Raw genomic sequence first — 24,969 nt, forward strand, 5'->3', positions numbered from 1 at the left:
ACAACCGCAGGGTCGGTCGTGCTAGCTTCTCCTCAATGGAGTTAGTCAGCCAACTAACTCACGCATGACATGACGGGGGTAACGACATCATCGTGGTGACAGGGGCGACCGGGAACGTGGGACGGACGCTGGTGCGGATCCTCACGGAGGACCAGGTCCCGGTGACGGCCGTGGCCCGGCACATCGACGAGGCCCAAGTGCCGCCCGGGGTGCGGGCGGTGGCCGCCGACCTGGCCGAACCGGACGGTCTGCGGGGCGCGTTCGAGGGGGCCGAGGCGCTGTTCCTGCTGGTGGCGGGCGAGCGGCCGTACGACATTCTGGACGTGGCCGAGTCCGCCGGCGTCCGGAAGGTGGTGCTGCTGTCCTCGCAGGGCGCCGGGACCCGTCCGGAGGCGTACGCGCATCCGCGCCGATTCGAGGCGGCCGTGCGGGAGTCGGGGCTCGACTGCACGATCCTGCGGTCGGGCGGGCTGGACAGCAACGCGTTCGCCTGGGCCGAGTCGATCCGCACGAGGCGCACGGCGAAGGCACCCTTCGGTGACATGGGCCTGCCCTTCGTGGACCCCGACGACGTGGCCGCGGTCGCCGCCACCACGCTGCTCACCCACGCCCACACTGGCGCGACGTACACCCTCACCGGCCCCGCGCCGACGACACCCCGCGCGCGGGCGGCGGCGATAGCGACCACGCTCGGCGAGCCGGTGACCTTCGTGGAGCAAACCCGCGCGGAGGCACGTGAGTTGATGGAACGGTTCATGCCACTGCCCGTGGTCGAGGGCACGTTGGCGCTGCTCGGCGAACCGACCGGGGAGGAGCAGCGGGTGAGTCCCGACGTCGAGCGGGTGCTGGGGCGGGCACCGGGCGCGTTCGCGGGATGGGCCGAGCGGAACGTGGCGGCGTTCCGGTGACCGCCGCCGTCCGCGCGGCCCGCGTCCTCGACTCGACCATGTCCTACCGGGAGTCGGGCACCGGGGCGCCGATCGTCTTCCTGCACGGCAACCCGACCTCGTCGCACCTGTGGCGGAACGTCCTGCCGGGGGTCGCATCCGGGCGACTGCTGGCGCCGGACCTCATCGGCATGGGCGACTCGGGCAAGCCGGAGATCGCGTACTCCTTCGCCGACCATGCCCGGTACCTGGACGCCTGGTTCGAGGCGCTCGCGCTGCGGGACGTGGTGCTGGTCGGGCACGACTGGGGCGGCGCCCTGGCCTTCGACCGGGCCGCGCGCCATCCGGACCGGGTGCGGGGCATCGCGTTCACCGAGACCATCGTCAAGCCGATGAGCTGGGCGGAATTCCCGGAAGGGGGCCGGGAGTTGTTCCGGGCGATCAGGACGGAGGGCGTCGGCGAGGCCATGATCCTCGACGAGAACGCCTTCGTCGAGCAGGCCCTGCCCGCCTCCTCCGCGACCCCGCTCACCCCGGCCGACCTCGCCGTCTACCGCGAGCCGTACCCGACCCGGGAGAGCCGACGGCCCCTCCTGCGCTGGGCGCGTTCGCTGCCGTTGGGCGGTGAACCGGCCGATGTCGTGGCCCGGATCGAGGCGTACGACCAGTGGCTGGCGGCCGGCCCGGAGGTACCCAAGCTGCTGCTCACGTTCACTCCCGGAGCGGGGACGATGATGGGCGAGGACGTCATCGCCTGGTGTGCGGCGAACATCGCCGCCCTGGAGATCGAGCACGCGGACGCCGTCGCCGGCCACCACACGCCGGAGGACCAGCCCGAGTTGATCGCGGCGGCGATATCGGGCTGGGTGGAGCGGCTCGGCCTTACGTACGGTCACAGAACGATCACGAGGTGAGACTCTCGGGTGAGCGTGTCGCGGAACGGCGACAGAATGTGACTCTCCGTATGTGCCGGGTTCGCCCGACGACGTGGGACGGGGCTCCGTCGTCCGGGCCAGGGGGTGGGGTCAATGAGTGCTTACCGGTTCAATCCGCCACCCGGCTGGCCCGTGCCGCCTCCGGGCTGGGCGCCGCCGCCGGAGTGGGTGCCCGACCCGACGTGGCCGCCGCCTCCGGAGGGGTGGCAGTTGTGGGTGCCGGAGGGGTCTGCTCCCGGGACCGTCACGGTGGCCGCACCGGAGCCGGGCGCACCCGCCTCCCCGAACTCCTCCGTCTCCGCCACCGCCCCGACCGCTCCCGCCGTACCCGCGCCGCGTAAAAGCGGCCTCTTCGGCCGTCGTCGTGCCGACGCCCTGTCCGAGGCGGACGAGTTGCGGGCCTGGATCACCAGGACGCAGGGGCTGGACGCCGTACAGGTGGCCGATCTGGTGCGGCGGACCGAGCTGGAGGCGGGCGAGCTGCGGGAGCGGCTCGGTGCCGAGGCCGCCGCCGAGGCGCAGGGGGTGTTGAAGGACGCCCGGGACACGGCGAAGGAGATCCTCGACGACGCGCGCCGGACCGCGAAGGAGACCGAGCGGACGCGCAAGGACGCCGACCGGCAGCGCAAGGAGGTGTTCGACGGGGAGCGGCGGCTCGCCGAGCTGCGGGCGCGGATCGTCGTCACCGAGGAGACCGTGATGCTGCAGGAGGCCGGGGTCTACGCCTACCGGCACGCCCTGCACGACGCCATCGCCTACCGCAGCCGGCTCGACACCCTGCAGACGGACATCAAGAACCTCGCCCGCACCGACCGGGCCGTGCTCGCCATCACGGGCTGGACGGTCAACGGCTCCACCCGCGAGGGCCAGAAGATGGTCCGCGACTTCTCCAAGCTGATGCTGCGCGCCTACAACGCCGAGGCCGACTACGCGGTGCGGACCATGCGCCCGCACCGGCTGCGCTCGCTGGTCGACCGGCTCTACAAGAGCCGCGAGACGATCGCCAAGCTCGGCGCGACCATGCACATCCGCATCAGCGACGAGTACCACAACGCGCGGGTACGGGAGTTGGAGCTCACCGCCGACTTCATGCAGAAGAAGGACGAGGAGAAGGAGGCCCAGCGCGAGGCCCGCGCCAAGGAGCGCGAGGAGGCGGCCGTCCAGCGCGAACTCGACCGCCAGCGGGAGAAGTTGAACAAGGAACTCGGCCACTACCAGGTGGCCCTCGACCGGCTCCGCGAGCGCGGCGACGAGGCGGCCATCGCGGAGATGGAGGCCAAACTCTCCGAGATCGAGGGCGCGTTGCAGGACGTCGAGACCCGCGCGGCGAACATCCGCACCGGTTACGTCTACGTCATCTCGAACGTCGGCGCGTTCGGCGACCGCGTCGTGAAGATCGGCATGACCCGCAGGCTCGAACCCCTCGACCGGATCTACGAGTTGAGCGGCGCGGCGGTGCCGTTCCGCTTCGACGTCCACGCGCTGATCTTCAGCAAGGACGCCGTCGGCCTGGAGTCGGAACTCCACCGGCAGTTCGCCCCGCGCCGGGTGAACCAGGTCAACAGCCGCAAGGAGTTCTTCTACGCCACCCCGACCGAAGTGCGGGACGCGCTACAGCCGTTCACCGGCCAGCACCTGATCGAGTTCACGGAGGAGCCTCAGGCACTGGAGTGGCGGGCCGGCAAACAGCCCACCTGAACCAGCTACCTCACGATCCGTACCTGCCGGGACACACTCACCTGGTCCACGTCCGTCGTCCTGACCGTGACCTTCATCGTCCATGTCCCGGCGATCGGCAGGTTGAGGGAGTTGGTCCCCCAATAGCCGCCCTCGTCCTTGACGTTGGCGTCGAGGGGGCCGATCTTCTGGGCCGCGAGGGTGAAGGAGAGCCGGAGTTCGGGGACGGTCGCGAAACCGCCGTCGGGGCCGTAGACGACCGCCTCGACGGAGTTCTCGCCGACGCGGCCGGGGTCGAGGGTGATCTGTACCTTGCCGCCCGCGTTTCCGACGCGGAACGGGACGGTGGTGACCGAGGCCGCCGGTATCCCGGCCGAGGTCGCCGTCTTCCGCGCGTCCGCCGCGGCCCGGCCCGGGAGGGTGTTGGTCAGGAGCGTGGTGATCACCAACACCACGACACCGACGCCGACTTCGAACAGCACCGAGCGCCGCAGACCGCGCCGGTACCGGTCCTTGGGGCCGTCGCCCCGGCCCTGGGCACCATCGCCCCCGTCCTTGGAACCGTCACCGGGATGCGAGGCGCCCTCGCCCGCACCTCCCGAAGGCTCCCCCGAAGCCACCGCCCCATCCGCCCCCGCCCGCACCAACTCCGGTACCCGGAGCCGCACTTCCGTCTCCACCAGCCGCCCCGTCCACCGCCGCGACCACCCCGCCACCGCGAGCAGCAGCGTCACCGCGCCGAGCTTCACGAGCAGGATGCGGCCGTACGACGTCCCGGTCAGGGCGTTCCAGGAGCCGAGGCCGCGCCAGGACTGGTAGATACCGGTGACGACGAGGACGGACACCGAGGCGAAGGCGAGGCGGGAGAAACGGGCGACCGGGGCCGCGTCGAGGTCCGACGAGCGGTAGAGCACGGTGAGCAGGGCCGTCAGACCGCCCAGCCACACCGACATCGCGAGCAGATGCAGCACCGCCGAGGTCATCGCCACCGGCACCTGGATCCCGGCGGACGCGTGCTCCGCCGACGCCCAGGTCAGCGCCAGCCCGACCGCGAGGACGGCACCCGTCCCCAGGGCCACCCGCCCGAACCGCTCCCGCCCCCGAAGTCGTAGGAGAAAGAAGGCTGTTGCGGCGATCAGGACCACCCGGGCCGCAAGTGCCAGGCCGGGGCGGGAAGTCAGCGTCTTCGGGATCGCGGAGGGTTCGAAGGCGGTGGCCAGGCCGGTGCCCGCTTCGTAGGGGGCGCGGAGGATCAGGAGGACGACCGTCGCCGCCAGCAGGGTCCACCAGCCCATCAGGATCGGCTTGTTGAGGACGGTCGGGTTCGGGGGGCGGCACAGGGCGACGAAGGTGGCGGTGCCGATGAGGAGGGCCGCGGCTATGTACGCGAAGTAGCGGGCTATGTCGTAGAGGCTGCCGGTGAGGGGTTCCTCGGTCGGGGCCGTGGTGATGGCGGTGGTGGTGGCGGAGGGTTTGCCGATGGAGAAGGTGAAGGCGCCCGAGACCGGGTGGCTGTCGGCCGAGACCACCCGCCAGGCGACCGTGAAGGTGCCGGTGCCGAGCTTGGCCGGGAGGGTCACACTCGCCGTGTCCCCCGCGTCCTTCGCGTGGTGCGCGGAACTCGTCCTCACCCGCCGGTTGTCGGGGTCGTAGACGCGGAAGGAGTCGTCGAGGAGGGCGACGGACTCGGAGAAGGTGAGGGTGAGGGTGCGGGGGGCGGACTTGAGGACGCTGCCGTCGGCGGGGTCGGTGGATTCGAGGGCGGCGTGCGCGGACGCGGTGCCCGCGGTGCCGAGGAGGAGCAGGACCAGCAGGGAGCCCAGCAGCACCAGCCCCTGAACTCCTCGCCGGCCGCCCCGTCCGCCGCGTCCACGTCCTTGTCCCTCATTCCGTCGTCGGCGCACGTCACATCTCCGTCTTCGGACTTGCAGGTCTGCGGTTATGTACGGAGGAAACACACGTCTCGCTCACCAGGTGGGCCGCGCCAACACTCCGCCGTCCACGACCAGGTCGTGCCCGGTGACCCAGGAGGCGAGGCGCGACGCCAGGAACACACACGCGTCCCCGACGTCCTCCGGCCGCCCCAACCGCCCCGTCGGCGCCGCCTCCCGCCACCTCCGCACCCCGTCGGGCCACGCCTCCGCCAGCCCCTCCCGGTCGATCAGACCGGGCGAGACCGTGTTGACGCGGATGCCGTACGGGCCGTACTCCAGGGCGGCCGACCGCGCGTGCATGACGACGGCGGCCTTGGACGCGGAGTAGTGCGCGTGGAGGGCTGCCGGGGCGCTCGCCTCGATGGACGCGATGTGCGTCACCGTGCCACTGACGCCGTGTTCCGTCATCGCCTCGGCCGCCGCCTGTGTGCAGGCGAAGACGCTGGTCAGGTTGGTGTCGACGACCGTCCGCCAGTCCGCCGCGGTCATGCCGGGCAGGGGTTGGGTGGGCTGTACGCCCGCGTTGTTGACCAGTGCCGTGAGCCGTCCGCCGCTCCACTCGACCGCCTCGCGGACCAGTCCGCGGCAGGCGTCCTCGTCGGTCAGATCGGCTTGCAGTACGACGGCACGGGCGCCCGACTCCCGCACACGGGACGCGACTTCACCGGCCGCCTCGACAGCCGTACGGCAGTGGAGCACGACCCCAGCCGCACCTTCCTCCGCGAACCGCAGCGCGATCCCCCGGCCGATGCCGCCGCTCGCGCCCGTGACCAGGGCGAACTGGCCCTCCAGCAGGCGGCTCACGGGCGGCACAGCCCGGTGATGCGGGCGGCCTCGGACGGGGTGCGGGCGTAGCGGGCGGTCAACTCGCCCGCGTCGCCGTGCTCGTAGCCGTCGTAGGTGAAGCCGGGTGCCGTCGTGCAGCCGAAGAACGACCACACGCCGCCCGCCACCACCCGCGCCCCCATCCAGGTGCCGCCGGGCACGGTGAACTGGACGTGTTGGCCGTGCAGCGGGTCCGGCCCGAGGACCGCCGTGCTCGACGTGCCGTCCGGGGCGAGGAGCAGGAGTTCCAGCGGGTCGCCGAGGTAGAAGTGCCAGACCTCGTCGGCGGGGAGGCGGTGCAGCGCGGAGAAGTCGTCCGCCGTGAGCAGGGCGACGATCGCGGTGCCCTCCGGGCGGCCGTCGGGCCGCGTCGGGCCCGCCCACGTCCGGCGGAACAGGCCGCCCTCGCGGGGGATCGGCTCCAGGTCGTAGTGGGCGACGAGGTCTTCAGGGGTCACTCCGGTCACTCCGGCAGGCTACGGGAAGGCCACTTCGCGAGGGAGAAACGCCAGTTGAGCGTGCTTTTCGGGGAGGAAGACGTCCGGTATGTCCACCTCCGGGAGGACGACCCTCGGCCCCGCCACGAACCCCTGCCGCAGGAACCGCGCGATCGCCTTCTCGTTCCGCACGTCCGGATCGACCACGACCCGGCGCCGGTCCAGCCCGAGCAGCACGTAGGAGGCGAGGACGCCCATCAGCGTCGCCGACCACCCGGGCCGGTCGCCGTCCGGTCCGGCGGGTGCGAGGAGGAGGTGGATGCCGATGTCTCCGGGTGCTACGGCGTAGCAGTCGCCGACGCGGTCGGCCGCGGGGTCGTAGGTCTGGAGGAGGGCGACGGGTTCGGAGTTCAGCCGCACGAGGTGGGCGTGGTGGGTGTCGAGGGTGTCCATGTGGGCGTAGATCTCGGTGACTTGGGCCTGGGTGAGGCCGTTCATGCCCCAGAACGCGGCGCGTTCCTCACTGACCCAGCGGTGGATCGTCCCGGCGTCGGCGACGGGGTCGAGGGGGAGGATGCGGATGGTGCCGAAGCCGGTGATGTGTTGTGAGTGCACGTGCTCGCGAACGGGGGCGGTCTCCTCGTGGAGTTCGAGGCGGGCGAGGTCGGTGACCACCGGGACCAGATCTCCCTTGAGCCACAAGGGCAGTTGATCGCGATGGTGCGGTGAACCGGGCATGCCCGACGCCCCCAACGGCACCACCCACAGGCTGTCCTCCCGCCGGGCCAGGTCCCACACGAAGCGGGCCGCCGGACCCCGCGCGCTGAGATCGGTGAGCCCGGGTACGGCGGAGGTGCACAGCACGCAGTCGTGGTCACCGGACAGGCCGGGACCGGGAGTTGGGGTCCCGCCGAACGCCCGCCAGGGAGCGAGGCGATGGGTGTCACCCCATGTGCCGACCGGCTCGGCGGCAGCCTCCTCGACCGCCGCCCGCACGATCTCCGGCCGGTCGATGCCGTACAACTCACGCGCGCTCAGCAGGTGTTCGAGCGCGAAGGCGACGCGGGGGAGCAGTGCGAGCCACGGCGCGAACACCTCCGGGTACGCGGGTGGTTCGGCGAGCGCGGCGAACGCGGGGTGGGCCGCGAGCCGTCGTACGACCGCGCCGCGCACGGCGGCGTAGGCGGCGGCGTCGGTGCTGTCGGCGTCCATGCGGCGGTCCCAGGCGAGCAGCCGGTCGCGGAGTGCGGAGGCCTCGGGGGTGAGGTTGGTGAGTGCGGTGAGGTGGTCCAACAGGGGTGTGGCGGAACCGAGATGGGTGTCCATGTGGATGGCGGGCATGTCGGCGGCGGACCACTTCTCGCGTTCGGCGAGCAGCGCGGTGATGCGGTCGGCGCGGTGGCTCGGGGCGAACTCGACGCCGAGCGGGGTGGCGGGGCCGCGTTGGTTGGCCATGACGGCGATGCCGTCGTCGGTGAGGTGTCCGCGGGGCGGTTGATGCCAGCCGTGCCACTCGTGTCCGGGTTCCCAGGCGGGGACGAGCCGGGTGCGGTTGGCCTCGGCGCGGATCGGCACCCGGCCCGCGACCCGGTGGAGCAGGCCGCCCTCGGTGTCGGCGGCCTGGACGACGTTGACGGGTTCGGCCCAGTCGTCGAACGCCCGGTCCACGTCGGCGACTTGGCGGGCGCGGAGGAGGGGGAGGAGGGCGGTGAAGCCGAGGTCGTCGGTGACGCGGGGTGGGTAACGGAGGCTGACGGCGAGGGGCGGGGTGTCGGGCGGGGCGCTGATGCCTCCGTCGAGCCCTACCGGTTCGCCGACGATGCCTCCGTCGAGTCCTTCCACCCTGCCGACGATGCCTCCGTCGAGCCCTACCGGTTCGCCGACGATGCCCCCGTCGAGTCCTTCCGGTCCGCCGATGACGACGGGTCCCCGCTCGGTCTCGATCACCTCGACCTCGACGGGCGCCTCCCCCGCCACCTCGATGATCTCCGTGTGCCGGGCGGCGCGCCGCCAACTGCCGTCCGGGCCAAGGGCCTCGACACCGGCGCCGGTGCGGCGCAACCGTTCCCGGTAGAGGTCCTGGTAGTCGGCCATGGCGTTGGTGATGGCCCACGCGACCGTGCCGGTGTGCCCGAAGTGCGCGATACCGGGGACACCGGGCACGGCGAGGCCGACGACGTCGAACTCCGGGCAGGAGAGGTGGACTTGCTGATACACGCCGGGGTCTTCGATGAAGCGATGCGGATCCCCGGCGAGCACGGCCCGCCCGGTCGCGGTCCGTTCCCCGCCCACCAGCCAGCCGTTGCTGCCGGAGGTACCGGGACCGTCGGTGGCGAACAGCCCTACGGCGTCCGCACCGAGGTGCCGTATCGCCTCCTCGCGCCAGAGTTTGGCGGGGAACCCGGCGAAGAGAATGTGGGTGGCCAGCCAGATGCCGAGGGGGGTCCAGGGGGCCCAATGGGCGGGGGCTGGGCCGGAGTTGGCGAACTCGGGGGCCGGGGTGACTGTCTTGTCCGGCGTGGGGGCGGAGGTGACTGTCCTGTCCGTCCCGGAGGTGGGGGTGCCTGCCCGGTCCGGCCCTGCAGCGAAGATGTCCGCGCTGCCCGCGCCGGAAGCGGAGATGTCCATCCCGCCCGACCCCGAGGCAAGGACGCCTGTTCCGCCCGCGCCGGAGGTGGGGGTGCCTGTCCGGTCCGGCCCGGAGGTGGGGGTGCCCGTCCCGTCCAACCCCGAGGCGGGGACACCTGTCCCGCCCGCGCCGGAAGTGAGGGTGCCTGCCCGGTCCGACCCGGAGGTGGGGGTGCCCGTCCCGCCCGACCCCGAGGCGGGGACACCTGTCCCGCCCGCGCCGGAAGTGAGGGTGCCTGCCCGGTCCGACCCGGAGGTGTGGGTGCCCGTCCCGCCCGACCCCGAGGCGGGGACACCTGTCCCGCCCAACCCGGAAAGTGAAGCGTCTCCCATTCCGGCCACGGAAGCGGAGGCAGGGCCGGAAACGGCCCCCTCGTCACCCCCGGAGCCCGAAGTACCCACTCCCAGACCCTCATTGACCCCGTCGACATACGCCCTAACCCAGCGCGCGGTCTCCGGATCCCGTCGCTCCAGGGCCTCGAAACACCGCCTCGCCGTGTCGTCGAGGCGGGCTCGTCGTGCGAAGAGATCCCAGGGCAGGGCGTGGACGCCGAGGAAGGAGGCCGACGTGCCCTGGGCTCGATGGCGTTCGACCTCGATCTGCCGGCCGCGGTCGAGGGCGGTGACGCGGCCCTGGGCGCGGGCGAGTTCGTCGGCGCTGTCGGCGCGCAGGTGGGGGATTCCCCAGGCATCTCGGTAGATCTGGGCTGTCACCCGGCGACCTCTCTGTATAGCGGCTGTTTTTTAGGTTAGCCTTGCCTAAGTTACTCGTGGGGAAAGCGTACGCGAAAGGTGAAGAGGCGATGGTGCAGGGGCGCGGTTGGGAGGGCGCGGTTCTCAGACTGCTGCGCGCCAAGGACTTCGAGTTCACGGTGACACGGGCCGAGGACGTCACCCCGCGCTACCGCCGCCTCCGCCTCACCGACGGCGGCATGCTCGCGGCGACCGGCGTCCACCCGACGATGTGGGTCCGCCTCTGGTTCGACAACGCGGGCAAGCCCCACCAGCGGGCGTACACCCTGGTCGATCCCGACCCGGCGGACGGCACGTTCGGCCTCGAATTCGCCCTGCACGAGGGGTGTGCGAGCGACTGGGCCCGGGCCGCGAAGCCCGGTGACACGATCGACGCGACGGTCCAGGGCACAGGGTTCGAGACGCCCGACCCGGCCCCCTCCCACCTCTTCGTGATCGGCGACCCGGCATCGCTCCCCGCCATCAACTCCCTGCTGGGGACGGTGGGTTCGACGGTCCCGGCGACGATCTGGTTCGAGGGCGAGTCCGACAGCCTCCCCTTCCGCACCGACCCGTCCCTCCACGAGGTCCGCCACCATCCCCGGGGCCAACTGACCGACCGGGTACGCGTGGAACTCCCCGATCTGCTGAAGGGCAGCGCCGACCCGTACGTCTGGATCACCTGCGACACGGCTACGACCCGGGGGCTGTCGTCGTACGTACGCAAGGAGCTGGGGGTGCGGCGGGAGCGGGTGCACGCGTTGGGGTACTGGCGGGCATAGCCGCAGGTCATGACCGCAGGACGCGACCGACGGACGTACAACCATTCGAACGCCTCGCGTGTCCAGGCGTACGCCTGTCGTCCCGACCGAGGAGTCCCCCTTGCGCAGAGCTGTCACCGCGGCCGTCGTGCTCGCCGCCGTCGCCGTCCCGCTCACGTCGGCGTCGTCGTCGGCCGCCTCGCCCTACAAGGGGGCCAACACCGCCACCGTGCAGGACGACTTCAACGGGGACGGCTACCGGGACCTGGCCGTCGGTGCGCCGAGCGCCGCCAACGGCGCCGTGGACGAGGCCGGCGCGGTCGTCGTGCTGTACGGGTCGGCGTCGTCGGTCACCGCCACCCGCAGGACGGTCATCACCCAGGCGACGGCCGGAGTTCCCGGCGACCCGGAGGACGGGGACGACTTCGGCAGAAGCGTGGCCGGCGCCGACCTCGACCGGGACGGGTACGCCGACCTGATCGTCGGCGCACCGCGTGAGACCGTCGGCAGCAAGGAACTGCGCGGGACCGTGACCGTCGTGTGGGGCGGGCCGAGCGGTCTGAAGGGCGGTTCGACCATCTCCCCGCCGACCGGCTACGGCGAGGGCAGGACGTACTGCGCCTTCGGGAAAGCCCTGGCCACCGGGGACATGAACGGCGACGGCGCCCCGGAGCTGAGCGTCGGCTCCGGCTGCGACGCCGCCACCTACACAGGGCCCTTCACCCGCACGGGCAGGGCGACCCACGCCGTCGGCGACATCCAGCTCGGGGACGCCCGCGGCGTCGTGATGGGCGACGTCAACGGCGACGGCAGAGCCGAGCAGTTCTGGCTGCCCGGCCCCACGGACCTCGACCTGCGCGGCCCCGTGCTCTTCTATCCCGGCACCGCCACCGACAACCCCCTGCCGTCAGCGCCCAGGCCCACCGAACTCCCCTACGCCGACGGCCACGCCGGTGCGATCGGGGACGTCAACGGCGACGGCTACGGCGATCTCGTCACCGGCATCTCGTACGACGACTCCATGTCCGGCGGCCCGGCCGGCTGGGCCCACCGCGGCGGCGAGATCCAGGTCCTCTACGGCAGCGCGAAGGGCATCACCGCCGACCAGAAGCCGGTGGTCTACCAGCAGGACACCGCCGGCGTGCCCGGCGCCGCCGAGAACGGTGACATGTTCGGCCAGTCGATCAGCATCGGGAACGTCGACGGCGACAAGTACGCCGACGTCCTCGTCGGCGCTCCCGGCGAAGCCGTCGGCACGCACAGGACGGCGGGCACCGCGGTCCTGCTGCGCGGCTCCGCCACCGGCCTGACCACCGCCAAGGCCGCCGGATACACCCAGGACACGGCGGGTGTGCCCGGCGCGGTCGAGACCGGGGACCAGTTCGGCGCGGCCGTCCACCTCGCCGACCTGAACAAGGACGGCAAGGCCGAGACGGTCGTCGGCGCGCCCACCGAGAACAGCGACGGCTGCGTCTGGGTCGCCCGCGGCTCGTCCTCCGGCCCCGTGACCAACGGTTCGGCCAACATCTGCGGCAAGAGCGCCGGCATCACCGTGCACGGCGTAAAGGGCTACTTCGGCGCGGCGTTCGCCAGTCCTCACGTGGAGCTCTGACCCGCGCGGAGGCATCATCGGGGTCATGGACGCAACCCTTCACCTCGCCCAGGACCCCGCCGCCGACGAACTCCTCGGCCGTTCCCCGCTCGCCGCGCTGGTGGGGATGCTGCTCGATCAGCAGGTGCCGATGGAGTGGGCGTTCAAGGGGCCGCGGACGATCGCCGACCGGCTCGGGGCCGCGGATCTGGACGCGCAGGAGATCGCGGCACAGGACCCCGAGGCCTTCGCCGCGCTGCTCTCCGAAAAGCCTGCCGTGCATCGCTATCCGGGGTCCATGGCCAAGCGGATCCAGCAGCTCTGCCAGTACCTCGTCGAGCACTACGACGGGGACGCGAGCGGTGTCTGGGAGGGCGTCGGGACGGGTGCCGAGCTGCTCAAGCGGCTTGAGGAGTTGCCCGGGTTCGGGAAGCAGAAGGCGCAGATCTTCCTCGCCCTGCTCGGCAAGCAGCTCGGGGTCACGCCGAAGGGCTGGCGCGAGGCCGCGGGCGCCTATGGCGAGGCGAAGTCCTACCGTTCCGTCGCCGACATCACCGGGCCCGAGTCGCTGGCCAAGGTCCGCGCCCACAAACAGGAGATGAAGGCCGCGGCCAAGGCGGCGAAGGCAGCCGGCGGCAAGTAACCGCGTCAGCCAGGTGGCCCGCCCCGGTGGCGGGCAGTCCGCCCCCGGTCAAAACATGGACCATGACCGAGGCACCGAGCGGCCCCTCGTGGGGCCCGGAGTTCGACGACCGCCGCGCCCACGACACCCGTGTCCCGCGCGCCCACCATGACGAGCCGGAACCGGAATTCGAGGGGCCCCTCTTCGCCCTCTCCAAAGCCGCCTGGCAGGTCGTCCTGCTCACCGGCGTCGCGTCCCTCGTCCTCGGCGTGCTGGTCCTCGTATGGCCCGGCGCATCCCTCTTCGCCGCCGGGATCCTCTTCGGCGTCTATCTCCTGATCAGCGGTGTCTTCCAGCTGGTCGCCGCCTTCGGTACGCACCGGGCGACCTCGCTGCGCGTGCTGGCGTTCATCAGCGGCGCGCTGTCCATCGTGCTGGGCCTGTTCTGTTTCCGCGGGCCGATGCAGTCGATCCTGCTGCTCGCCCTGTGGATCGGCATCGGCTGGCTGATCCGGGGCATCACGCAGACCCTGGCCGCGATCCACGACCGGACGATGCCCGCGCGCGGCTGGCAGATCTTCCTCGGGATCGTCACCTTCGTCGCCGGCATCGTGCTGATCGACTCCCCGTTCCGCTCGGTCGCCGTCCTCACCCTCGTCTGCGGCATCTGGCTGGTCGCGGTCGGTGTCGTCGAGATCGTCACGGCGATCCGGATGAGAAGTCACGCCAAGCAGGTGCCCCAGTCCCTGTGACGCTCGTTGGTAGGCCGTGCGGGCGGTTTACGCGCCCGCCGCGATGATCGCCGTACGGCCGCTGGGAGATGACCTTCCATGAGCACGAGGGTGCGCCCCGCACACAGCCTTCCCCGCAGCCGCGTCTGGCTGCGGGGCCTCGTGCTGCTGCTCGCCCTGCTCGTCCCGGGCACCCACGCCGAGATGCGCGCGACGCCGGTCGCGCCCTCGTCCGTGGAGACGACCATCGAGTACGACGTCCTCGACACGGCTGCCGCTGCCCCACGGCCCCTCTCGCTCGCCGTCCACCGGCCCGCCGTGCCGCTGCGCCCCGCGCCCGGCCCGGCGTCCTCGGCCCCCCGGGTGCGCTCCTTCCCCGCCCCGGCCCGGCCCCCGTACACCCTCCGCGCTCTGCGCACCGTGGTCCTGCGCTGCTGACGGACCGACCGCCCCCCAGGTCAATCCGTCACCACGACGCTAGGAACACAGCCATGCCCATCGACCCGTACGCGGTCCTGCGCGCCCTGTTGCGCGCGGAGGCCGTCCGCAACGCGCCCAAGCCGGAAGTCCGCCGACCCGAGCCGCAGCGGCCCCCGGAGGAACGGGCGCGCTGACCCGCCGTAGGCAGAACGGCCCGGCGGGGGCTACGGCCTGTCCGGCGGATCAGGTCGCGGGAAAGTGACAGTGCCTGATCAGCGCCGGTGAGCGGGGTCTGGTGCGTCCAACTGCAAGGCGGAGGAGGGAGTCGACGCGGTGGGGGTACCTCCCGGCCGAAGGCTGGGGGACGTCGACGACCGACGACAACACCGCTGGGGGTCCCCCCACGTCTTTAGGACAGTGGGGGAGGGCGTGCCAGACCCCGCGTCTGCGGCAGGATCCGCCGGACAGGTCCTAGCGCTTCCGCCGGGCCGTGCCGAAGAGGGAGCGGGTGATCTCGCGGCCGATCTGGGTGCCGACCGATCGCGCCAGGGACTTGAACATGCCGCTGCCCACGACCTGTTGGACCATCGACTCGTCCTCCTTGGCCGACTTGGGGGACTGTTTGGCCGCCTTCGATGTCTCGGGGGCCGACTGCCGCTCCGCCGTCGTCAGCTTCTCGTACGCCGACTCGCGGTCCACGGCCTGTGCGTAACGGCCGTACAGGGACGAGGACTTGACCGCCGCGTCGAGCGTCGCCGCGTCGATCGGGCCCATCAGGGACTCGGGGGCACGCAGGCGGGTGACGGCGACCGGGGTCGGGGCGCCGTTCTCGCTCAGGACCGTGACGACGGCTTCGCCGGTGCCCAGGCCCGTGAGGATCTCCTCCAGGTCGTAGGAGGAGTTCGGGAAGGTCTTCACCGTTGCCTTCAGGGCCTTCTGGTCGTCGGGGGTGAAGGCGCGGAGCGCGTGCTGGACGCGGTTGCCGAGCTGGGCCAGAACGTCGCCGGGTACGTCCTTCGGGGTCTGGGTCACGAAGAAGACGCCGACCCCTTTCGAGCGAATGAGGCGGACGGTCTGCGTGATGGAGTCCAGGAAGGCTTTTGAGGCGTCGTTGAAGAGCAGGTGCGCCTCGTCGAAGAAGAAGACGAGCTTCGGTTTCTCCGCGTCCCCGACCTCCGGGAGGTCGTGGAAGAGGTCGGCGAGCATCCACATCAGGAAGGTCGAGAAGAGCTGCGGTCTGTCCTGGACGGCGGGGAGTTCGAGGACGGAGACCGTGCCCCGGCCGTCCGGCGCCGTGCGCAGCAGCTCGCTCGTGTCGAAGTCCGGCTCACCGAAGAAGTCGGCCATGCCCTGCGCCTCGAAGGCGGTGAGGGAGCGCAGGATCACCCCGGCCGTGGCGGTGGACAGGCCGCCGATGTTCTTCAGCTCCGGCTTGCCCTCGTCCGAGGTCAGGAAGGTGACGACCGCCCGCAGGTCCTTGAGGTCGATCAGCTCCAGGCCCTTGGTGTCGGCGTAGTGGAAGATCAGGCCGAGGGACTGTTCCTGGGTCTGGTTGAGCTGGAGGACCTTGGAGAGCAGGACCGGGCCGAAGCCGGTGATCGTGGCGCGGACGGGGATGCCGTGGCCGATGCCTCCGAGGGCGTAGAACTCCGCCGGGAAGCCGGTCGCCGTCCACTGCTGCTTCACCTCGGCGGCCCGGCCCGCGACCTTGTCGTTCGGGACGCCCGGCGCCGAGATGCCCGACACATCGCCCTTCACATCCGCGAGGAACACCGGCACGCCCTGCGCGGAGAGCTGCTCGGCGATGAGCTGGAGGGTCTTGGTCTTGCCGGTGCCGGTGGCGCCCGCGACGAGGCCGTGGCGGTTGAGCATCGGGAGCGGGATGCGGATCTGCGCGTCGGGCAGACAGGCCCCGTCCCACAGCAGGGCCCCCAGGTCGAGTGCAGGTCCTGTGAAGGCGTACCCGGCGGCGATCGTCTCGCTGTCACTCATATCAGGCCTCTGTTCCCGTTTTGCCCGGCTTTACGGCATCTTTTCCAGCGTCGCACTCCGTCTCCATGGCTGCGCCCGGAACGTCATGACCGGTAGGCTTTCCGTGTGATCTTCAAGCGCATCGGAAACGGCCGGCCGTACCCCGACCACGGCCGGGAGAGCACCCGGCAGTGGGCGGATGTCGCGCCGCGCCCCGTCCGCCTCGATCAGCTCGTGACGACCAAGGGCCAGCTCGACCTGGAAACCCTCCTCGCCGAGGACTCGACCTTCTACGGCGACCTCTTCGCGCACGTCGTGAAGTGGCAGGGCGACCTGTACCTGGAGGACGGCCTGCACCGCGCGGTCCGCGCCGCGCTGCAACAGCGCCAGGTGCTCCACGCGCGTGTTCTAGAGCTGGACTAAGCGCCGACCCGCTGGTGCGTTGACCCTTTCGGGTTGGTCTCGGCGCTGTCGAATGATCATCTAGTAGGCATCGCCGCCCAGGCGCACTACGCTGCGCTCATGAGCATGCTGACTCCCCCAGGCATGGGCGGCCAGTACCGGATCACGGGGGACAAATACCCGCGTATGCGCCGTCCGCGGCGCCGCGGGAGGCTTGTCCTCATGGTGGTCGCGTCCGTCGCCGTACTGGGTGTGGGCGGGTGGGGCACGTTGCAGCTCATCGACGTCTTCACCGGTGGCGGCAAGCAGGCCGCGGCGGCCGGTTCCAAGGCCGCCTGCGCGTCCAAGGCGAGCCCCTCCGCGAGCCCCGACTCCGCCGTACCGAAGCCCGCCCAGATCACCGTGAACGTCTACAACGCCACCCCCCGCAGCGGCCTCGCCAAGTCGACCGCCGACGAACTCAAGAAGCGCGGCTTCAAGATCGGTGACGTGGGCAACGCGTCCGCGCAGTGGGACAAGAAGGTCAAGGGCACCGGCGTACTGCTCGGTCCCGCCTCCGCCCTCGACACCTCGCTGCCCGTCCTCGCCACCCAGCTGACCGGTGCCGAGCGCCGCACCGAGGCCACCCGCAAGGGCACCGCGGTCGACCTGGTCATCGGCACCGCCTTCAAGAACCTCACGGCGAAGGTGGCAGCCGACAAGGCCCTGGCCGCGCTGGCCGGACCCGAACCGACGGCCAGTGCGTCCCCGAAGGCGTGCTCGTAGCCGTACGAGAGCAGAGTCGTGGGAGAGCAGCCGTACGAGGGCCGCGTACGACGACACCCGATTCCCGTACGGCAAGGTAAGAACCGTACGGGAATCGGGTGTTGACGGAGGTCCTACTCGGCCGCGCCGTAGAGGCGGTCGCCCGCGTCGCCGAGACCCGGGACGATGTAGCCGTGCTCGTTCAGGCGCTCGTCGACCGAGGCCGTCACGACGGTCACCGGGGTGCCCGCCAGTTCGCGTTCCATGACCTCGACGCCCTCGGGGGCGGCGAGCAGGACCACGGCCGTCACGTCGTCGGCGCCGCGCTTGATCAGCTCGCGGATCGCGGCGACCAGGGTGCCGCCGGTGGCCAGCATCGGGTCCAGGACGTACACCTGGCGGCCGGAGAGGTCCTCCGGCATGCGCGTGGCGTACGTGGAGGCCTGGAGGGTCTCCTCGTCGCGCACCATGCCCATGAAGCCCACCTCGGCGGAGGGCAGCAGCCGGACCATGCCGTCCAGCATGCCGAGGCCGGCCCGCAGGATCGGCACGACCAGCGGGCGCGGATAGGACAGCTTGACGCCGGTGGTCGGAGAGACCGGCGTCGTGATGTCGACCTGTTCGGTGCGCACGTCGCGCGTGGCCTCGTAGGCGAGCAGGGTGACCAGCTCGTCGGCGAGGCGGCGGAAGGTCGCGGAGTCGGTGCGCCGGTCGCGCAGCGTGGTGAGCTTGTGGGCGACCAGGGGGTGGTCGACGACGTGGAGACGCATGTCCACAACAGTAGCCGGGGCCCGCGGTAGCCGTGGCCCCCGCCCGCACCGGCGGTGATCAGACCGCCCACCGGCCCCGATCTCGCCCGCACCGGCATCAAACCGCCCGTCCGGGGGAAAGTGGGAGGGACGGAAACGGGGTGGTGAACCGATGCCTGACCGTGAGTCCCACGAGGACCCGTCGCAGTCGAGGGAACCGGCGAAGAGCCGGGGTACGGACCGGGAAGCGACCCGGGAGACCGAGGCCGAGCGCAGGCGGCGCCGGGCCCAGTTCCTGCGCGAGCTGACCGAGGCGCGCGAGCTGCGCGACCGGGTCCAGCCCCGCCGCGCCAAGGTCGCCCGGCTGCGCCACGCCATGCGTATGCGCACGTTCCGCTGGTAGTCGAGGCCTGTCTCACAGCGGCTTGTAAGGCCAACCGGGTGCGTGCGTAAGGGGATCGCCGCGTACGATCCCGCTGGTGGTCGATCAAAACGGGCGGACACAGGGAGCCGAAGACGTCCCCTGAACGCCTTGTTTCTGCCACGATTCCGAGTGGGTGGGGCTCGGAGCACGAGCTCTCCCCGCCCGCAGCCTCAGCCGGGGGGACCCCCAACCGGCACACCTATGACCAGTGGGAGAGTCACGGTGTACTTCGCCGCACTGCTCGCGCGCACCGAAGACGGGTGGGAAGCGAGCGACACAGAGCTCGACGATGTCGAGAGCCTGTCGGACCTGGCCGAACTGGCCCGTGAAGCCTCGCCCGAGGACGACACGGTGCTGGTGCTCATCGAGCAGGAGGACGCCTGGTTCGGCGTCGTCCGCGTCGACGGCGAGGACGACCCTCGGATCTTCGTCTCGGACGCCGCTGCCGCAGCCCGCAGCTCGTACGGGGAGATCCTGCTCACCGACGAGCTGCTCGGACGGGATCCGGACGACGACGACGCCGTCGATCTGGACTCCCTCGACCTCGACGGCACCGAGGACGGTGACACCGAGGAGGAGGACGACGACGAGGACGGCACCTCCTCGGCCGAGGCCGTTCCGCACAGCCCGGTCGGTGACCGCCAGATCCTGGACGACCTGGGCGTCGGCGAGAAGGAGCTGCTGCTCCTCGACGCGGACGACGCGCTGAGTTCCATCGCCGAGGCCCTGGGGGCCTCGGAGGTCCTGGAGACCGTCCGCTGACCACAGCACGCACAGAAGGGACTCCGGACCCGGTACGCGACCGTTGGCGGCCCGCGATGCGGCTCGCCCTCGACGAGGCCGGACAGGCCGCCCGGGGCGGCGACGTCCCGGTCGGCGCGGTCGTGCTGTCCCCGGACGGTACGACCGTGCTCGCCACCGGGCACAACGAACGCGAGGCCACCGGCGATCCGACGGCGCACGCCGAGGTCCTCGCGATCCGACGGGCCGCCGCTCACACAGGTGAGTGGCGGCTGTCCGGCTGCACACTCGTCGTCACCCTCGAACCCTGCACGATGTGCGCGGGCGCGCTGGTGCAGTCCCGGGTGGACCGGGTCGTCTACGGCGCCCGCGACGAGAAGGCGGGCGCGGCCGGCTCGCTCTTCGACGTCGTACGCGACCGGAGGCTCAACCACCGCCCCGAGGTGATCGAGGGCGTCCTCGCGGACGAGTGCGCGCGACTGCTCACGGAGTTCTTCCGGGACCGGTAGCGGGACCGGCGGCAGCCCCCGTCCCGGGCCTCCGATTACCGATTTCAAACCACGCCCCACCTTGTTGTAAGGTCTCTCTCGGTAGCGTGTCCGAGCGGCCGAAGGAGCTCGCCTCGAAAGCGAGTGTGGCGCAAGTCACCGAGGGTTCAAATCCCTCCGCTACCGCTTCTGAAGGGCCCCGTCGAGAGACGGGGCCCTTCGTGCGTGAGGTGGGCAACCGCCTTTCACCTGCGGGCCGTTGATCCCTGATTGATCCAAAAAAGGGCGCTGAAGGTTACACTCACCGCCGGCAACAGGGGGCCCACGGGCACGAAGTCACACGGGAGGCCGCGATGGCGGTGAACGCCAAGAAGATCGTCGTCTACTTGCTCGTGGTCTTCGCGCTGTACGTGATCATCACGGACCCGTCCAAGGCGGCCGACTACGTCCAGATAGGCTTCGAGGGCATATCGGACGCCGCGAAGGCCATCGGCGACTTCATGACCTGGCTGGCCGACGGGGCGCAGTAGCCGACCACCACCCGGGAGCCGCAGATGATCCGCCACCTCGTCCTCTTCAAGCTCAACGAGGGTGTCGAGCGCGACGACCCGCGCGTCGCGGCCGGCGTCGAGGCCTTCCGCCCGCTCGGCGACCTGGTCGACGAACTGCGTTTCTGGGAGCTGGGCTGGAACATCGGCGACCGCCCCATCGCCTACGACTTCGCGATCAACTCGGCGGTCGACGACCCCGATGCCCTGAAGCGGTACATCGAACACCCCGCGCACCAGGCCGGCGTCGCGCTGTGGCGCGAGTTCGCCACCTGGATCGTCGCCGACTACGAGTTCTGAGCGCCCCCGAAGAACCCCGAAGCGCCCCCTCCTCAAAGCCCCTTGCCGTCACGGCAAGGGGCTTTTGTTGCTCAACACGGCATAACACGGTATTAGGCGGTGCTTGCACACAGTGCACATGTCTTGTGATGCTATGACCGCTTTTGACGGATGAGTTGACCTATTGAAGAGGTGTGGCGTTGACCTTGTCGGCCAGTACAGCGCCGCCCCAGGACGAGGCGCCCGCCCAGACCCCCGTGGCAGCCGCTCCGCCGCGCAGCCGCGGCGCGGACACCCGGGCCCTCACCCAGGTGCTCTTCGGCCAGCTCAAGGGGCTCCAGCCGGGCACGCCGGAGCACAACCGGGTGCGCGGGGCGCTCATCGAGGCGAACATCCCGCTCGTGCGCTACGCCGCCGCCCGCTTCCGCTCCCGCAACGAGCCGATGGAGGACGTCGTCCAGGTGGGCACCATCGGTCTGATCAACGCCATCGACCGTTTCGACCCGGACCGGGGCGTGCAGTTCCCGACGTTCGCGATGCCGACCGTGATCGGCGAGATCAAGCGGTACTTCCGTGACAACGTCCGTACGGTCCATGTCCCGCGCCGGCTGCACGAGTTGTGGGTGCAGGTCAACGCGGCGACCGAGGACCTGACGACCGCCTTCGGACGCACTCCCACCACCGGCGAGATCGCCGAGCGGCTGCGCATCGGCGAGGACGAGGTGCTGTCCTGCATCGAGGCCGGCCGGTCGTACCACGCGACCTCCCTGGAAGCCGCCCAGGAGGGCGACGGACTGCCCGGCCTGCTCGACCGGCTCGGCTACGAGGACCCGGCCCTGGACGGCGTGGAACACCGCGACCTCGTCCGCCACCTCCTCGTCCAGCTCCCCGAGCGGGAACAGCGGATCCTGCTGCTGCGCTACTACAGCAACCTCACCCAGTCGCAGATCAGCGCGGAACTCGGCGTCTCCCAGATGCACGTCTCCCGCCTCCTCGCGCGCAGCTTCCAGCGGCTGCGCTCCGCGAACCGCATCGAGGCGTAGAAGCCACAGCGGAAGCCGTATCGGGGCACAACCGAAAGCACGAGCGAGCTGTCACCGGTACGAACGAATCGCTCATGGGGCCATTTCCCGACAGTTCTGCGCTGAAATGCCGTCAGACCCCCTGTTTCCAGGGCTGTTTCGTCACAGACATGTCGACATGTCACTACAGCGTGTTGCCGACATGTGACATTCTGCGGGAAGCGCGTTTGCCGTGGCTCCGGCTCCGGTATTCAGGTGAAGGCACCGCTCCCCAGACGGGGGCGATCGCCGCGACCGTCCCGCGACCCAAAGGGGGTGGCATGTCCGCAGACCAGGGCAGCTCGAAGGTGCTCACGCTCACCAAGAGCGACGCCGAGCCCGCACTCGACGCCGTTACGGTCCTTGAGGCCGTACCCGCCGTACCGGCCCCGGCCCTCCCGACCACGGGAGCCATCGACACCCGCACCCTGTCCCGCTCCCTCTTCCTGCGGCTCGCCGCACTCGACGTGAACAGCCCCGAGCGTGGTTACGTCAGGGACACCCTCATCGAGCTCAACCTCCCGCTGGTCCGGTACGCCGCCGCGCGTTTCCGCTCCCGCAACGAGCCGATGGAGGACATCGTCCAGGTCGGCACGATCGGCCTGATCAAGGCGATCGACCGCTTCGACTGCGAACGCGGGGTGGAGTTCCCGACGTTCGCGATGCCGACCGTCGTGGGCGAGATCAAGCGCTTCTTCCGCGACACGTCGTGGTCGGTGCGCGTCCCGCGGCGCCTGCAGGAGCTGCGGCTGGCCCTGACGAAGGCCAGCGACGAGCTCTCCCAGAAGCTGGACCGGTCGCCGACCGTCCCCGAACTCGCCGTGGTGCTGGGCGTGTCCGAGGAGGACGTCGTCGACGGCCTCGCGGTCGGCAACGCGTACACGGCCTCCTCGCTCGACTCCCCGGCCCCCGAGGACGACGGCGGCGAGGGCTCGCTGGCGGACCGTCTCGGCTACGAGGACACGGCCCTGGAAGGCGTGGAGTACCGGGAGTCGCTCAAGCCGCTGCTCGCCAAACTCCCGCCCCGTGAGCGCCGGATCATCATGCTGCGCTTCTTCGCCAACATGACCCAGTCGCAGATCGGCGAGGAGGTCGGCATCTCCCAGATGCACGTCTCCCGGCTCCTCACGCGCACCCTCTCGACCCTCCGCGAGGGCCTGATCTCGGACTGACCCCCAACAGGGTCCCGAGGGTTCCTATTTGACGGAGTGTCAGCCACCATGGCGCGATGCCTCGTTCGACATGGACAGCTGGCCGCCGAGGCGCCCTGTTGGGCGCGTCGGCGGCCGTCGTCTGCGCGACACTGACCGCGTGCGGAGACACCGGCGACGGCGGCTACGTGGCGGTCGGCCCGCCCCGGCCGTCCACTACGGCGGTACGCCCGACCGGAAGCGTCACGCTGGTGCCGCTGGACAGCCCGAAGTCACCTGCCGCGAGCGGGACTTCGGGAACCGCGACCACACCGGCGCCGGCGTCCACCCCGATGGCCTCCTCACCCACGGGCGCCAAGTCCGGCCGTAGCAGCACGCGTTCACCGTCACCGACCCCGACTGCCGCTCCTACGACGGCTCCCGTCACCCCCGTCACCCCCGTCACCCCCGCCGCCCTCACCTGGGGCGCCCCCGCGCACAAGGCCACCGATCACCGCTGGTGCGAGGACGTCACCCTGAGCTTCCGCAACTCCGGGGGTACGGCGGTGCGTTCGGGCACGGTGACGTTCGGGACGCACATCATCGGGGCCCTCGGGATCGACTGGGCGACGATCGGGTCGGCCGAGCCGCTTCCCGTGCCGGTCGCGGCCCACGCGCGCGAGGACCACACCTGGACCGTGTGCGTCGACGCCTGGCGCGTGCCGTTGGGGATGCACATCGAGACGCGGGACGTGTCCGTCGTGTGGAAGTAGGGCGGGCCCGGGACGGTCGATAGGCTCCGCGGCATGGACGTTCAGGTGGAGATCGCGCGCGAAGCGACCGGTGAACTCGTGGACGCGTTCGGGCGGTTGCTGCCGCAGTTGTCCGCCACGGCCGAGCCGCTGGACCGGGCCGCCGTGGAGCGGATGGTCTCGTGCGCGACGAACACCGTACTGGTCGCGCGGGACGAGGGCACGATCGTCGGCACTCTGACGCTGGTGATGTCCCCCGTGCCGTCCGGGTTGCGCGGACGCGTCGAGGACGTCGTCGTGGACGGCGCGGCCCGGGGGCGGGGGATCGCCGCGCTGCTCATCGAGCAGGCGCTGCGGATCGCCCGGGAGGCCGGGGCGCGGACCGTCGATCTCACCTCGCGGCCGGACCGGGCCGCGGCGAACCGGCTGTACGAGCGGCTCGGCTTCCGGGTGCGGGAGTCGACGGTCTACCGGTTCCCCCTGGAACCGGACCGGTAGACCGTGAGTTGAGCAAAACGGTCGGTACTACTCGGAGAGTTACATGAAGGCCAGGTAGGCCACCGCCGCCACGACCAGCACGGCGACGACGACGCCGACGATCAGGCCGACTCGGGGTCCGGCCGAAGCGGTGGGCGCGGCCTGCGGTCCGCCGCCCTGTGGGGTCTCGTCGACGAAGGCACGGAACATCTGGGTGCTGCCAGCGGGGTCGTAGTTGCCCTCGGGGCCCTGGGTGTTTGCCATGGGCCGAGACACTAGCGAATCCCCGGGTGACACCCAAGTGCGGGGCCTCGGACGAGCTTCCTCACCTGCGGGTTTACGTTCACAAATGCTTGCCTTTGCCAACTTTTTATGCCGCACCTACCCATTTTATTTGCCTGTAGCAACCAACCTCTCTTACAGTCTTATGGTTGCCCCAAGCAACGAATATGGCACGAGCACGGGAGGTGTGATGGCGGAGCGGACGCAGTACGAGGAGCTGATGCGTCAGTTCAGTGCCTTCGGCGCCGTACGCAGGGAGTTGGGGCGGATCATGCCGTCCGACTGTCCCGCGGGCTCCGCGGCCGTACTGACCCTGCTCGACCGGTACGGCGACATGCGGATGAGCAAGCTCGCCGAGCTGCTCTCCGTCGACATGTCCGTGACCAGCCGCCATGTCGCGCACGTCGTCGACCGGGGCTGGATCGAACGGTCCCCCGACCCCGCCGACAAGCGCTCCCGCATCCTGCGCCTCACCCCCGGCGGCCGGGCCCAGGTGGGCGAACTGTCCCGGCGGACCGCCCAGTTGCTCGCCGACCGGCTGAGCGACTGGAGCGACGACGAGGTCGGGCAGCTGATCGAGCTGATGGCCCGGCTCCGGGCGAGCTTCGGCGACTGCCGTACCGCACAGCCCCCGCCCATGCCCCCTCCCGCGCGCCCTCCCGTCGCGGCCGAGACCCCCCGCACCAGCGACTCCCCCCACCACGAACTCGAACACACCACCCGTACACCCGCATAAGCACG

General features: G+C 70.9%; 28 protein-coding genes and 1 tRNA gene. 22 read left to right on the forward strand and 7 right to left on the reverse strand.

Annotated features, from left to right (window positions below):
* The first annotated feature begins 86 nt into the window (after positions 1 to 86).
* The 3 genes from OG226_RS24480 (at position 87) to OG226_RS24490 (ending at position 3,520) form a co-directional block, all read left to right on the forward strand.
* Entirely contained in the window at positions 87 to 908 is an 822-nt protein-coding gene (locus tag OG226_RS24480; protein ID WP_329353495.1) for an SDR family oxidoreductase, read from the forward strand.
* Complete coding sequence (locus tag OG226_RS24485; protein ID WP_329350032.1) at positions 905 to 1,801, forward strand: haloalkane dehalogenase; 897 nt, start codon at positions 905 to 907, stop codon at positions 1,799 to 1,801. Before OG226_RS24480 ends, OG226_RS24485 begins: the two co-directional genes overlap by 4 nt.
* Positions 1,802 to 1,915: 114 nt before the next feature.
* Positions 1,916 to 3,520, forward strand: coding sequence for a DUF4041 domain-containing protein (locus tag OG226_RS24490; RefSeq protein WP_329350033.1), 1,605 nt, complete (start codon positions 1,916 to 1,918; stop codon positions 3,518 to 3,520).
* Between the two features lie 5 nt (positions 3,521 to 3,525).
* On the opposite strand, the gene OG226_RS24495 is transcribed toward OG226_RS24490, so the two are convergent.
* From OG226_RS24495 to OG226_RS24510, 4 genes are all read right to left on the reverse strand, one after another.
* On the reverse strand, positions 3,526 to 5,328 hold the full coding sequence (locus tag OG226_RS24495) for a copper resistance CopC/CopD family protein (RefSeq protein WP_329350034.1): 1,803 nt from the start codon (positions 5,326 to 5,328) through the stop codon (positions 3,526 to 3,528).
* 138 nt (positions 5,329 to 5,466) lie between these two features.
* Positions 5,467 to 6,246 carry an SDR family NAD(P)-dependent oxidoreductase gene (locus OG226_RS24500; protein ID WP_328681764.1) on the reverse strand — a complete coding sequence of 260 codons (780 nt, stop codon included), beginning with the start codon at positions 6,244 to 6,246 and terminating at the stop codon, positions 5,467 to 5,469.
* Positions 6,234 to 6,716 (reverse strand): cupin domain-containing protein, encoded by a 483-nt coding sequence (locus OG226_RS24505; protein ID WP_328686433.1) that lies wholly within the window; start codon positions 6,714 to 6,716, stop codon positions 6,234 to 6,236. The genes OG226_RS24500 and OG226_RS24505 overlap by 13 nt, the downstream gene beginning before the upstream one ends.
* Positions 6,717 to 6,734: 18 nt before the next feature.
* Positions 6,735 to 10,037, reverse strand: coding sequence for a GNAT family N-acetyltransferase (locus OG226_RS24510; protein WP_329350035.1), 3,303 nt, complete (start codon positions 10,035 to 10,037; stop codon positions 6,735 to 6,737).
* 89 nt (positions 10,038 to 10,126) lie between these two features.
* On the opposite strand from OG226_RS24510, the gene OG226_RS24515 reads away from it, so the two are divergent.
* The 6 genes from OG226_RS24515 (at position 10,127) to OG226_RS24540 (ending at position 14,374) form a co-directional block, all read left to right on the forward strand.
* On the forward strand, positions 10,127 to 10,837 hold the full coding sequence (locus OG226_RS24515; RefSeq protein ID WP_329350036.1) for a siderophore-interacting protein: 711 nt from the start codon (positions 10,127 to 10,129) through the stop codon (positions 10,835 to 10,837).
* Between the two features lie 100 nt (positions 10,838 to 10,937).
* Positions 10,938 to 12,428 (forward strand): hypothetical protein, encoded by a 1,491-nt coding sequence (locus OG226_RS24520; protein ID WP_329350037.1) that lies wholly within the window; start codon positions 10,938 to 10,940, stop codon positions 12,426 to 12,428.
* A gap of 25 nt (positions 12,429 to 12,453) precedes the next feature.
* A complete protein-coding gene (locus OG226_RS24525; RefSeq protein WP_033285605.1) occupies positions 12,454 to 13,050 on the forward strand; it encodes an HhH-GPD-type base excision DNA repair protein in 597 nt (198 codons plus the stop codon).
* A 62-nt stretch (positions 13,051 to 13,112) separates the two neighbouring features.
* Entirely contained in the window at positions 13,113 to 13,781 is a 669-nt protein-coding gene (locus OG226_RS24530) for an HdeD family acid-resistance protein (RefSeq protein WP_328681755.1), read from the forward strand.
* A 78-nt stretch (positions 13,782 to 13,859) separates the two neighbouring features.
* Positions 13,860 to 14,198: a hypothetical protein gene (locus OG226_RS24535; protein WP_328681753.1), complete on the forward strand. Its 339-nt coding sequence runs from the start codon at positions 13,860 to 13,862 to the stop codon at positions 14,196 to 14,198.
* Positions 14,199 to 14,251: 53 nt separating this feature from the next.
* Positions 14,252 to 14,374, forward strand: a complete 123-nt coding sequence (locus OG226_RS24540) for a hypothetical protein (protein ID WP_019054906.1) — start codon at positions 14,252 to 14,254, stop codon at positions 14,372 to 14,374.
* Between the two features lie 277 nt (positions 14,375 to 14,651).
* On the opposite strand, the gene OG226_RS24545 is transcribed toward OG226_RS24540, so the two are convergent.
* Positions 14,652 to 16,172 (reverse strand): helicase HerA-like domain-containing protein, encoded by a 1,521-nt coding sequence (locus OG226_RS24545; protein WP_329350038.1) that lies wholly within the window; start codon positions 16,170 to 16,172, stop codon positions 14,652 to 14,654.
* 105 nt (positions 16,173 to 16,277) lie between these two features.
* Between OG226_RS24545 and OG226_RS24550 the strand changes: the two genes are divergently transcribed.
* Positions 16,278 to 16,574, forward strand: coding sequence for a type II toxin-antitoxin system VapB family antitoxin (locus OG226_RS24550; RefSeq protein WP_003999914.1), 297 nt, complete (start codon positions 16,278 to 16,280; stop codon positions 16,572 to 16,574).
* A 123-nt stretch (positions 16,575 to 16,697) separates the two neighbouring features.
* Complete coding sequence (locus tag OG226_RS24555; protein ID WP_328686432.1) at positions 16,698 to 17,318, forward strand: LytR C-terminal domain-containing protein; 621 nt, start codon at positions 16,698 to 16,700, stop codon at positions 17,316 to 17,318.
* A 113-nt stretch (positions 17,319 to 17,431) separates the two neighbouring features.
* On the opposite strand, the gene upp is transcribed toward OG226_RS24555, so the two are convergent.
* Positions 17,432 to 18,067: a uracil phosphoribosyltransferase gene (gene upp, locus OG226_RS24560; RefSeq protein WP_327402910.1), complete on the reverse strand. Its 636-nt coding sequence runs from the start codon at positions 18,065 to 18,067 to the stop codon at positions 17,432 to 17,434.
* A gap of 151 nt (positions 18,068 to 18,218) precedes the next feature.
* On the opposite strand from upp, the gene OG226_RS24565 reads away from it, so the two are divergent.
* The 10 genes from OG226_RS24565 to OG226_RS24610 all read left to right on the forward strand — a co-directional run bounded on the left by OG226_RS24565 (position 18,219) and on the right by OG226_RS24610 (position 23,967).
* Positions 18,219 to 18,449 (forward strand): hypothetical protein, encoded by a 231-nt coding sequence (locus OG226_RS24565; RefSeq protein WP_328681744.1) that lies wholly within the window; start codon positions 18,219 to 18,221, stop codon positions 18,447 to 18,449.
* 243 nt (positions 18,450 to 18,692) lie between these two features.
* Positions 18,693 to 19,232 carry a tRNA adenosine deaminase-associated protein gene (locus OG226_RS24570; RefSeq protein ID WP_328686431.1) on the forward strand — a complete coding sequence of 180 codons (540 nt, stop codon included), beginning with the start codon at positions 18,693 to 18,695 and terminating at the stop codon, positions 19,230 to 19,232.
* 56 nt (positions 19,233 to 19,288) lie between these two features.
* Positions 19,289 to 19,720 (forward strand): tRNA adenosine(34) deaminase TadA, encoded by a 432-nt coding sequence (tadA, locus tag OG226_RS24575; RefSeq protein WP_328681739.1) that lies wholly within the window; start codon positions 19,289 to 19,291, stop codon positions 19,718 to 19,720.
* Positions 19,721 to 19,800: 80 nt separating this feature from the next.
* Positions 19,801 to 19,885, forward strand: a tRNA-Ser gene (locus OG226_RS24580).
* Between the two features lie 167 nt (positions 19,886 to 20,052).
* A complete protein-coding gene (locus OG226_RS24585; protein WP_328681707.1) occupies positions 20,053 to 20,229 on the forward strand; it encodes a hypothetical protein in 177 nt (58 codons plus the stop codon).
* A gap of 24 nt (positions 20,230 to 20,253) precedes the next feature.
* Positions 20,254 to 20,547 (forward strand): Dabb family protein, encoded by a 294-nt coding sequence (locus tag OG226_RS24590; RefSeq protein WP_329350039.1) that lies wholly within the window; start codon positions 20,254 to 20,256, stop codon positions 20,545 to 20,547.
* A 173-nt stretch (positions 20,548 to 20,720) separates the two neighbouring features.
* Positions 20,721 to 21,569, forward strand: a complete 849-nt coding sequence (locus OG226_RS24595; protein WP_328681703.1) for an RNA polymerase sigma factor SigF — start codon at positions 20,721 to 20,723, stop codon at positions 21,567 to 21,569.
* Between the two features lie 299 nt (positions 21,570 to 21,868).
* Positions 21,869 to 22,759, forward strand: a complete 891-nt coding sequence (locus tag OG226_RS24600; RefSeq protein WP_328681702.1) for an RNA polymerase sigma factor SigF — start codon at positions 21,869 to 21,871, stop codon at positions 22,757 to 22,759.
* Positions 22,760 to 22,815: 56 nt separating this feature from the next.
* Positions 22,816 to 23,490, forward strand: a complete 675-nt coding sequence (locus tag OG226_RS24605) for a hypothetical protein (protein ID WP_329350041.1) — start codon at positions 22,816 to 22,818, stop codon at positions 23,488 to 23,490.
* Between the two features lie 33 nt (positions 23,491 to 23,523).
* Positions 23,524 to 23,967 (forward strand): GNAT family N-acetyltransferase, encoded by a 444-nt coding sequence (locus tag OG226_RS24610; RefSeq protein ID WP_329350042.1) that lies wholly within the window; start codon positions 23,524 to 23,526, stop codon positions 23,965 to 23,967.
* Between the two features lie 39 nt (positions 23,968 to 24,006).
* On the opposite strand, the gene OG226_RS24615 is transcribed toward OG226_RS24610, so the two are convergent.
* Positions 24,007 to 24,210, reverse strand: a complete 204-nt coding sequence (locus OG226_RS24615; RefSeq protein ID WP_019054919.1) for a hypothetical protein — start codon at positions 24,208 to 24,210, stop codon at positions 24,007 to 24,009.
* 208 nt (positions 24,211 to 24,418) lie between these two features.
* On the opposite strand from OG226_RS24615, the gene OG226_RS24620 reads away from it, so the two are divergent.
* Positions 24,419 to 24,964 (forward strand): MarR family winged helix-turn-helix transcriptional regulator, encoded by a 546-nt coding sequence (locus OG226_RS24620; protein ID WP_329350043.1) that lies wholly within the window; start codon positions 24,419 to 24,421, stop codon positions 24,962 to 24,964.
* Positions 24,965 to 24,969: the final 5 nt, after the last annotated feature.

It is taken from the genome of Streptomyces sp. NBC_01261, from assembly GCF_036226385.1.
Classification (GTDB): Bacteria; Actinomycetota; Actinomycetes; order Streptomycetales; family Streptomycetaceae; genus Streptomyces.